The organism is Nocardia tenerifensis NBRC 101015, from assembly GCF_000308715.1.
GTDB classification, from domain to species: Bacteria; Actinomycetota; Actinomycetes; order Mycobacteriales; family Mycobacteriaceae; genus Nocardia; species Nocardia tenerifensis.
Map to the genome: position 1 here is coordinate 1 of NZ_BAGH01000488.1, position 3,300 is coordinate 3,300.

Annotated in this window: 5 protein-coding genes; all 5 read right to left on the reverse strand. The window is 69.4% G+C overall.

The genetic code is table 11. The features are described 5' to 3' along the window. Window positions 1-350, reverse strand: a 350-nt coding sequence (locus tag ON39_RS34285) for a beta-ketoacyl synthase N-terminal-like domain-containing protein (protein WP_040740456.1), incomplete at its 3' end; no start/stop codon positions are given. Next, window positions 347-736 (reverse strand): 3-hydroxyacyl-ACP dehydratase FabZ family protein, encoded by a 390-nt coding sequence (locus tag ON39_RS34290; protein WP_040740457.1) that lies wholly within the window; start codon window positions 734-736, stop codon window positions 347-349. The genes ON39_RS34290 and ON39_RS34285, both read right to left, overlap by 4 nt. Before the next feature lie 2 nt (window positions 737-738). After that, window positions 739-1,983 (reverse strand): beta-ketoacyl-[acyl-carrier-protein] synthase family protein, encoded by a 1,245-nt coding sequence (locus tag ON39_RS34295; protein WP_040740458.1) that lies wholly within the window; start codon window positions 1,981-1,983, stop codon window positions 739-741. Beyond that, complete coding sequence (locus ON39_RS34300; protein ID WP_040740459.1) at window positions 1,980-2,429, reverse strand: hotdog family protein; 450 nt, start codon at window positions 2,427-2,429, stop codon at window positions 1,980-1,982. Before ON39_RS34300 ends, ON39_RS34295 begins: the two co-directional genes overlap by 4 nt. A gap of 11 nt (window positions 2,430-2,440) precedes the next feature. Further along, window positions 2,441-3,235, reverse strand: coding sequence for an SDR family NAD(P)-dependent oxidoreductase (locus tag ON39_RS34305; RefSeq protein WP_051187464.1), 795 nt, complete (start codon window positions 3,233-3,235; stop codon window positions 2,441-2,443). Between the last annotated feature and the right edge of the window lie 65 nt (window positions 3,236-3,300).

Below are 3,300 nucleotides of genomic sequence, written 5' to 3' on the forward strand. Positions count from 1 at the left end.
TCCACCACCCCTTCGGGTCTGCACAGCTCCTTGTTGCCACCCGCGAACAGCGCGGTTCGGTCGGCGTCCAGGCCGGCTCGGTCGAGCCCGGCGTCGCGCAAGGCGAGAACCGCTGCGGCCGTGGCGTATTCGTCGACCGGAGTCATGAATCGGCGCGCTTTGCGCTCCACGTACCGTCGTGCGTCGAAGCCGACGGGCCGGGCGCCCTGCCTGGTGGCCAGCGAGGAGGCGTCGTAGGCCGTCAGCGGCGCGATGCCGGTACGGCCGTCGATCAGTGCCTGCCACGTGGGCTCGCGGCCCTCGCCCAGCGCGGTGATCAGGCCGATCCCGGTGACGACCACCTCGCTCATCGCAGTGCCTCCACCGCGAGCCGGGCCAAGGTCAGCGACCGGCAGGTGGCGACCACCCGGTCCGCGACCGAGGCGTCGACCCGGAACTCGGTCTGTCCGTCGAGCAGCTCGGCTCGGATGTCGACCTGATCACCGGGCTGAATGAAGTGCCGAAACCGGACGACGCCGATCGAGGACAGCCGCCATGGCTGCGCGGGCGTCGCGACGACGAGTGCGGCGGTGGCCACCATGCTGTCGAGCACCAGCACGCCGGGCAGCACGGGGAAGCGTGGGAAGTGGCTGTCGAACACCGACAGCGTGGCGGGCACATTCCGCATGGTGATGGCGCGGACACCCGGCTCGAGCGCGACGATCTGATCGATGCCGGGCGGCAATGGCACGGTCATTCCTACTCCTCTGCTTTCCCGACGACGAGACAGGTGTTGGTGCCGCCGAACGCGAAGGCGTTCACCAGCGCGGTGTCGACTCGCATGGATCGCGCGATGTTCGGCACGTAGTCGAGATCCAGTTTCGGATCGGGGTAGTCGAGATTGATGGTCGGCGGCACCGTCGACGTGCGCAGGGCGCCTACCGCTGCCAGCACGTTGAGGGCCGCGGCGCCCGAGGTGAGGTGGCCGGTCATCGATTTGGGCGAGCTGAGCACCAATCGGTCGGCGTGCTCACCGAAAACGGTTCGTACGGCGACGGTTTCGGAGAGGTCGTTGCCGAGTGTGCCGGTGCCGTGCGCGACCACGTAGTCGATGTCGCCGGGCGCGACCCGCGCGTCCGCCAGTGCGTTCGCCATCGCCGGTATCGCGCCGCCGCCGTCGGGCGGAGAGTCGGTGATGCGGTACGCGTTCAGTGTCGAGGAGTAACCGAGCAACTCGGCCAGTACACCGGCACCGCGTGCGCGCGCCGCCGACATCTCCTCGAGAACGACGACAACGGCTCCCTCGCCGATCACGAAGCCGGATCGCCGTGCGTCGAACGGGCGTGACGCCTGCCCGGGCCGATCGTTGTACTCCGTGGTCAGCGCGCCGAGGAGGCTGAAGCCGAGGACGTCCATCCAGGTGGTCAGGGTGTCCATGCCGCCCGCGACCATCATCGCGGCGTCGCCTTCCTGAATGTGGCGAAACGCCTCGCCGATGGCGTGCCCGGAGCCGGCGCACGCGGTACTGACACTGATCATCGGACCGGCGGCGTCGGCGACGTCGGCGATGGCCGCCACCGCCGCATTCTGGTTGCGGTACAGCACATCTCGGGGCGCATGCCGATAGATCTGCCGGGCGCCGGTGCTTTCCCGCAGTTGGGCGACGTCCACCACCGTTTGCAACTCGGGACGACCGACGCTGCCACCGATCGCGACGCCGCGGTCGGCCGGTGTGTACGTCGCCGCGGTGATGCCCGCGACGGCCAGAGCCTCCCTGGTCGCGGCGACACCATATTGTCCGACCCGGGCCAGGCGACGATCGACGCCCTCGGCAGCTCGGAAGTCGCGGACCTGGCCGCCGATCCGCACGTCGAAGGTCGAGGTGTCGAAGGTGGTCAGCGGGCCGATGCCGCTGCGCCCGGCGACGAGCGCGTCCCACGTGTCGCTCGCGGTGTGCCCGAGCGGCGTGACCGCGCCTATTCCGGTGATGGCGACCCTTCTCATCGGACACCGCCGAGCAACTGCTCGCCGTGTGCGCGGACCGCGGCGGGATCGTCGAGGCGGTCGGTGGCCATCAGCACGCACATGATGCCGGTCGCGGTCAGCACTCTGCGCTCGCCCACCGTGACCGTGCCGTCGAGGACGGCACGCTCCGCCGACTGCGAGACGACGGTGCCGTCGATGACGAGCACATCGCCCGGGACCACATCGGATTCGAAATCCGCCCGTTCGATCGAGAGCAGCGCGGCTCGCCTGTCGTAGTCGCTGCTCAACATCACCAGCCAGGTCCCGGCCTGGCAGAGCGCCTCGAGGATCAGCGGCGCGGGCATGATCGTCCGCCCGTCGGGCTGGCGTCGCCAGAACTCTTCGCTCGCCGAGGTGAGCTTGCGCGCGCGGATGCCGCGGTCGGCGATCCACGAGTCGATTCGGTCCACGAGATGAAAACGCACGTCGGTGTTCCTCACAGTTTGGGGCGGCCGAGACCGAGGGCGGCGCCGGCGCCGCCGTCGACCCGCAGCAGGGAACCGGTCATGTACGCGGAATTCGGTCCGGCGAGAAAAGTGACGACATCGGCCACCTGCTCCGGGCTCGCGAACTCGCGACAGGGGATCTGCTGTTTGATCGTGCGCCCGCCGTCCTTGGCGACCAGCCCGGCGACGAGGTCGGTCGGCGTGAAACCGGGCAACACCGCGTTGACCCGAATACCGAAGCGCGCCAGCTCGAGTGCGCTGCACCGAGTGAAGGAGTTGATCGCCGCCTTGGAGGCGGCGTAGTTCGACTCGCCGATCCAGCCGGCCTCTCCCATCACCGAGGAGACGTTCACGATGACACCGTCGCGCTGTGCCATGAAGTGGCTCATCGCGGCCTTGGTGCAGTTGAAGACGCCGCCGAAGTTCGTCCGCATCACCTCGGCCCAGTCCTCCGGCGCGAGATTGAAGATCAATCCGTCGCGGGCGATTCCGGCGTTGTTCACCAGAATGTCGAGCCCACCCAGATCGGCGACCGCCTGCTCGATCAGCCGCCGCGCCGCGTCCGCGTCACCCACGTCGGCGGCGATCGCCACCGCCTTGCCGCCGCCCGCCTCGATCTCGGCGACGACCTCGCCCGCCGCGGCGGCGCCCGCGCGGTAATTCACCGCGACACTCGCGCCTTCGGCCGCCAGCCGCAGGGCGGTGGCCCGCCCGATGCCCCGGGATGCGCCGGTGACCAGCGCGACCCGTCCGTGCAGCCGCGGCGCCGGCTCAGGCCGCGTCACTGGCCTGCTTCGCTTTGCCCACCACGATGTCGATCAGGTTCTGCACGGTGAGCAGACTCATAATC

Excerpts from the sequence above, each read along its gene's own strand:
- ON39_RS34290 (WP_040740457.1), bottom strand. The coding sequence starts at position 736 with ATGACCGTGCCATTGCCGCCCGGCATCGATCAGATCGTCGCGCTCGAG.
- ON39_RS34295 (WP_040740458.1), bottom strand. The coding sequence starts at position 1,983 with ATGAGAAGGGTCGCCATCACCGGAATAGGCGCGGTCACGCCGCTCGGG.